Raw genomic sequence first — 5,659 nt, forward strand, 5'->3', positions numbered from 1 at the left:
GTGCAGCGGACGGCCCGGCACACTGTGCGGATCGATGCCCAGCCAGCGCTGGTAGGTCGCGTTACCGAATTGCAGATAACGGGCGCTGTCGATAGCCGAAATCATGACAGGCAAATGGTCGGTAATCAGCTTCAGGCGCTGCTCGCTGGCGGCTTGCGTCAGCTCGGCGGTCTTGCGCTCCGTAATATCCATGGACATCAAATAAAGTCCGATCACGCTGCCATCCGGGGCCAGGTCGGGCACCATGTGGACCATCAGATGCATGTGACGGCCCAGTTCTTCACCATCGCGCTCTTCGTAGACTATCTGGCCGGACAGGGCGAGTTCAAACTTGTCGCGCCAGCGGTCCATCACTTCCGGACCGAATACTTCACCGATGGTCTTGCCCAGCATGTCTTTCGGATCGAGCCCCACCAGGAAGCGGTAATGCTCGTTGGTGAATTTGTAGCGCAGGTCGCGGTCGACGTAGGCAATCAGGGCCGGGATGTTATCCGCGATCATGCGCGCCCGGTGCTCGCTCTCACGAAGCTGATCCTGTGCCGCCTGGCGTTCCGCCGTCAGCTCATACAGGGCTTCGCTGACTTCGCCGATTTCATCCTGGCGGCCGGTGCGCAGCTGCGACAGGTCGCTGCCGCGTGTGCGCACGGCGTGCAAGCCTGCGCGAAGGCGTTCCAGGGGCGACAGCAGGCGGTCGATCACAAACCAGCTAAGCAAGCCCGCTACCGCAGCAAAGGCGGTAGCGGCAAGAATGGCGGTGCGCCGCATGGCAATCATGGGCGCGAACGCTTCCTCTGTCGGATAGCGCACGGCCACAATCCAGTTGGTGGCCTGCAGGCGCTTATAGGAATATATGCCCTCGTTGCCTTCCTTGTTGCGCGCTTCCACCCAGCCTTCAAAGCCTTTCAGCGCCATATCGGTGGCTTTGTTGAAGCCGGGGCGGGCGTTGATGTGCTCAAGCAGCCGCGCCTTGTTGGGATGGTTGACCAGGATGCCATCGGTCGTCATGATGAACATAAAGCCCGTCTTGCCGGGACTCATGCCGGTGAACTGGCTGAAAAAATCCGAATTGATCAGGTCAATACTGCCCGCGATGACATACTGCACATCGCCGCCGCTGTCGATCACGGGATGGGTCAACACCACCACCGGCAGGTTGGAAATGCGGCTGCGCACCGGCGGCGAAATGATGCCGCGCTTCTGCTGGCGGGTTTGTTCGAAATAGGGACGCGTGCCGACATTGAACTGGCGGGCAGCCAGCTGCTCGCGCATGGTCGCCACCATTTCGCCGTTCTTGTCGAACACCACCAGGTTAGCGAACTCCGTGCGCGCTGAAGAATGCGCAGCCAGCGCCTGGCGGATGGATTCCGGACTCGGTTTGCCGACCGAGATGGCTTCAGCCAGCGTCGCCAGCAGCAGGCGTTTGCCGGACAACTGTTCGTCGATATGGCCCGCCGCGGCAGACAGCAGATGGTACTGCTGCTGGCCGATCACAGCTTTCATGTCCCGCTCCGCCATCAGCAAGGCAAGCCAGGTGACGATCGTCGTCGCCGCCAGCACCAGCAGGATGACCACGCTGGACATGCGGAATTTCAGGCTTTGCGGAAGTCTCATTGCTAGCGGCGGCTGTGGGATGGCTTAGTATTGCATACGCTGAGCGAACTTTGTGCCATAAAATAACATTCTGAAGCAACTCGTGACGCCGCAGCGACGCTACCAGGACTGGAGCAATATGAACAATATTAGTGGTTAATCAGCCTATGGCGCATATTCACCTCGCCTGGGAACTCGGCGGCGGACTCGGACATGCGGGCCGCCTGAAAACACTGGCGCAGGCCATGCTGGAGCGCGGACACCGCGTCAGCCTGAGCTTACGCGACCTCGGTAATACGCACCGCCTGCTGGAAAATCTGGCCGTGCCCAAGTTCCAGACGCCGGTCTGGCTGCACCGCACGGCAGGCATGCCGCCCAATCAGGCTTCGCTGGCGGAAATCCTGATTCCGAATGGCTATCTGGAAGCCGCTGCGCTGGATGGCCTGGTATGCGGCTGGCGCGGCATGCTTTCAACGCTGAAGCCTGACCTCGTAGTAGGCGACTATGCGCCAACGGCCGTCCTGGCGGCGCGCAGTCTGGGCGTGCCCAGCGCCACCGTCGGTATCGGCTTCTACAGCCCGCCCGCCGGACGGGCGCTGCCCAATTTGCGGCCCTGGGAACAAATCGGCAGCGGGCGCCTGGCCGCCGCGGAAGACCATGTGCTGAAGACGGCCAATGCGGTACTGGCCCGCCACCGCGCCCCCGCTTTTGGCCAGGCCGCCGATATCTTGCTGGGTGATGCGGCCTTGCTGTGCACCTGGCCGGAGCTCGATCACTACGGGCGCCCCGCCTCGACGGCGCAATGGTTCGGCCCCAACTTCCTGCCGCATACCGGCACCGCGCCGCATTGGCCCGCTGGTAGCGGTCCGAAAGTGTTCGCCTATCTGAAATCGGAGCACACCCAGCATGCCGACGTGCTGCGTGCGCTGGTGGATGCGGGCTGCCGCGTTGCCTGCTATTTGCCGGAAGTGGCATCGGGCATGGCGCCGCCGGTGGCCGTGCCGAACATCGCTTATGCGCGTGGTCCGGTTTCGCTGGCGCAGGCCATGGCGCAGGCTGACCTGTGCGTTTGCCATGGCGGCGAAGCGACGCTGGTGCAAGCCTTGCTGGCCGGCGTGCCGCTGCTGCTGATGCCGATGCAGCTGGAGCAGTTCCTGATTTCGCAGCGGGTCGACGTGGGCGGAGCGGGCATCAATGCAGCGCGCCTTCAGCAGCCGGTGGACTGGGGCAGCGTGATCCAGCAGTTGCTGGGACAGGGTAGCTACCGTGCGGCGGCACAGGCTTTCGCGGCGCGTTATCGTGGCTTTACCCAGCAGGCAATGGCGCAGAAGATTGTTGAACAGTTCGAGCGGCAGCTGGCTATTTGAGGCGCGGCGGTTCAATGCCGGCATCGGCACGCTGCAGCTTGCCGGCGCGTAGCATCTGCACGGCATGTCCGACGGCGCGGGCAACGTTGCGCACTTCTTCCTGGAAGGCCTGGTCCTTGTCCAGCCCATCGTGGCTGGTGGCGTAAGGCTCGTAATAGCCAAGGTAGCGGTCCAGCCGCGCCAGCGCGCCAGCATCGAGAAGGCCCATCCAATCCAGCCAGTCGCTCAGATTGCGGCGCAGACTTTCCACCCCGGCCACGTCGCCATGCACCACCAGGCCATAGGCGCGGCCTGCCAGATGCTTGGGATAAGGCCAGCCCGCCAGTTCAATCGCCTTGGCTTCTTCAGCTTTTTTGCCGTGGGTGCTCGAGGGATCGGGATTGCCGCCGTCGGCGCATACCAGGCGGTCGATCATCAGCTTGAGCACCGAGGGCGCCTGATACCAGTACACCGGCGTGAAGATGATGACGGCATGGGCCGACACCCATTGTTCGTAGATCTCGGTCATCCAGTCGTTGACCTGGTTCAGGCTGTGATTCGGGTAGCAGCTGCAAGGCCAGTGGCACAGCGGCTGGGCGGTTGAAACGCAGCCCTTGCAGGGATGGATGTGCAGGTCGGCTTCGGAAGTGAGGCGGCTGAGATCCAGCACGTCAGTGCCGATGCCCAGTCCTTTTAACGTTTGCTCGGCCAGCTTGAGCAGGCGCCAGGTCTTGGACATCTCGCCGGGGCAGCTGCCGTCATTGCGGGCGGCGCCGCAGATCAGCAATACCCTGGATGGCGTGTGCGGGTCTTTCTGAAGTTTTTCAGCGTCGAGCAGCCGGTCGCGCGTCGCCTTCCATTCAACCGACAGGTCATAAGAGGGATCAGCGAAGCCGGGACCGGCCGGTGCGGTTACCGGCGCTTTGCGGCCATCRACATAATTCTGCCAGGCGACGTCCTCCAGCGCGGCGACGGCGTCGCGCACCTTGTCGAAACGGGGATCGGCAAAAGTGCGCGCAAAGCGCTGGTGAAACTCAGCGCGTTCCAGTTTGCCGGGTGCCTGGCCCTTCCTGACTTCCGTCATCAGCTTCTCCTGTCGTCGAAATCAGTGTGACAGGGAGCTGCTGCCGGGTCGGTGCGGCAGCGTACTTACGGCGGCCAGTCATGCTGGATACGCGCGCGGTCGGTGCCGCTTCCAGCCGGAAAACTCCGACCGTCTCGTGCAGACGGTCGGCCTGATCCTGCATTGCCGTGGCCGCGGCGGAAGCCTGTTCCACCAGGGCGGCGTTCTGCTGGGTGGTGCCGTCCATCTGTACGATCGCTTCGTTGACCTGTTCGATGCCTGCCAGCTGTTCGGCGCTGGCTTCCGCGATCTCGGCCATGATGTCCGTCACGCGCTGCACGCGGTTGACGATGTCCTGCATGGCGTGACCCGCGTCGTCCACCAGTTTGGCGCCGGTGCTGACTTTGTCCACGGAATCGCCGATCAGCGATTTGATTTCCTTGGCCGCAGCGGCTGAGCGCTGTGCAAGGTTGCGCACTTCGGACGCCACCACGGCAAAGCCGCGCCCCTGTTCACCGGCGCGCGCGGCTTCCACGGCGGCGTTCAGCGCCAGGATATTGGTCTGGAAAGCGATGCCGTCGATCACGGAGATGATGTCCACGATCTTGCGCGAGGACTCATTAATGGAGGCCATGGTATCCACCACCTGGGCCACCACCGCGCCGCCTTTGCCCGCCGCTTCGGAGGCGGAGGCTGCCAGCACGTTGGCCTGGCGCGCATTGTCCGCATTCTGCTTCACGGTCGAGGTCAGCTCTTCCATGGACGAAGCGGTTTCTTCCAGCGCACCGGCCTGCTGTTCAGTGCGGTTGGACAAATCCTGGTTGCCGTGGGCGATTTCGCGCGAGGCGGTTGCGATCTGCTCGGTGCCGCCGCGCACATCGCTGACGATCTTCTGCAGCGAAGTGTTCATGTCTTTCAGTGCCTGCGCCAGCTGGCCGATCTCATCGGTTGAGCGCACCTCGATATAGGAACTGAGGTCGCCGTTGGCCACCGTGCGTGCCACCTTGACCGCGTGGTTGACGGGACGGACGATGCTGCGCGTGATATACCAGGCGGTGAACAGACTGAGCAATCCGCCGAGCAGGCCCAGGACGATCATCGAAATCGTCGCCTTGCGGGCGGATTGCGCCGCGGATGCGCCTGCTTCATTCATCAGTTCGCTCTGGAAGTCCAGCAGGTAGTCGATGGCCTTGAAGTAAGCCAGCTGGGCAGGGCGCACGTCCTTGAACATGACCGCCAGGGCCAGATCGTGATCACCCGAGCGGATGGCGGCCAGCAGGCTGGCTTCCACACGGTCGTAAGCCTCGCCGGCAGCGATTGCGGCGGCGTGGCGGCGTTTGCCTTCCGGATTAACGATAAGGCCGCCAATCTTTTCCAGCGCGCTATCCGCCTCTTTTCCCGATTTGATGGAAACCTCTAATTCCGCTTTAGCTTCCCCGGCATCCGGCATCAACAGCGCATTTCGCAGGCTGCGCGCCTGTTGATTCAGCATCTCCTTGGTTTCATACAGGAGCTTAATCTTTTCATAACGATCGCCGGTAGTCAGTTCAATTTCCGACTTGACGAATTGTAGAGCCCCCGCGCCAAGAATGACGACGATGGCAAGCAGGAGGGTGGTGAGAGAAAATGCGATTGTTAGCCGATGGCCGATCTTTATATT

4 protein-coding genes are annotated in these 5,659 nt (G+C 62.3%); 1 reads left to right on the forward strand and 3 read right to left on the reverse strand.

What is annotated here, in order from left to right:
* Positions 1-1,611, reverse strand: a 1,611-nt coding sequence (locus tag AB4Z11_RS20915) for a PAS domain-containing protein (protein ID WP_442027417.1), incomplete at its 3' end; no start/stop codon positions are given.
* Positions 1,612-1,757: 146 nt separating this feature from the next.
* On the opposite strand from AB4Z11_RS20915, the gene AB4Z11_RS20920 reads away from it, so the two are divergent.
* Entirely contained in the window at positions 1,758-2,957 is a 1,200-nt protein-coding gene (locus AB4Z11_RS20920) for a glycosyltransferase (protein ID WP_442027419.1), read from the forward strand.
* On the opposite strand, the gene AB4Z11_RS20925 is transcribed toward AB4Z11_RS20920, so the two are convergent.
* Both AB4Z11_RS20925 and AB4Z11_RS20930 read right to left on the reverse strand, forming a co-directional pair.
* Positions 2,950-4,020, reverse strand: a complete 1,071-nt coding sequence (locus AB4Z11_RS20925; RefSeq protein ID WP_442027421.1) for a flavodoxin family protein — start codon at positions 4,018-4,020, stop codon at positions 2,950-2,952. The genes AB4Z11_RS20920 and AB4Z11_RS20925 overlap by 8 nt on opposite strands.
* A partial coding sequence (locus AB4Z11_RS20930; protein WP_442027423.1) for a methyl-accepting chemotaxis protein occupies positions 3,971-5,659 on the reverse strand: 1,689 nt, incomplete at its 5' end. The genes AB4Z11_RS20930 and AB4Z11_RS20925, both read right to left, overlap by 50 nt.

The organism is Pseudoduganella sp. RAF53_2 (genome assembly GCF_052113985.1).
In the GTDB taxonomy this organism is placed as follows: Bacteria; Pseudomonadota; Gammaproteobacteria; order Burkholderiales; family Burkholderiaceae_D; genus Rugamonas.

Coding starts and splice junctions, on each gene's coding strand:
- AB4Z11_RS20920 (WP_442027419.1), top strand. CDS start 1,758: ATGGCGCATATTCACCTCGCCTGGGAACTCGGCGGCGGACTCGGACAT.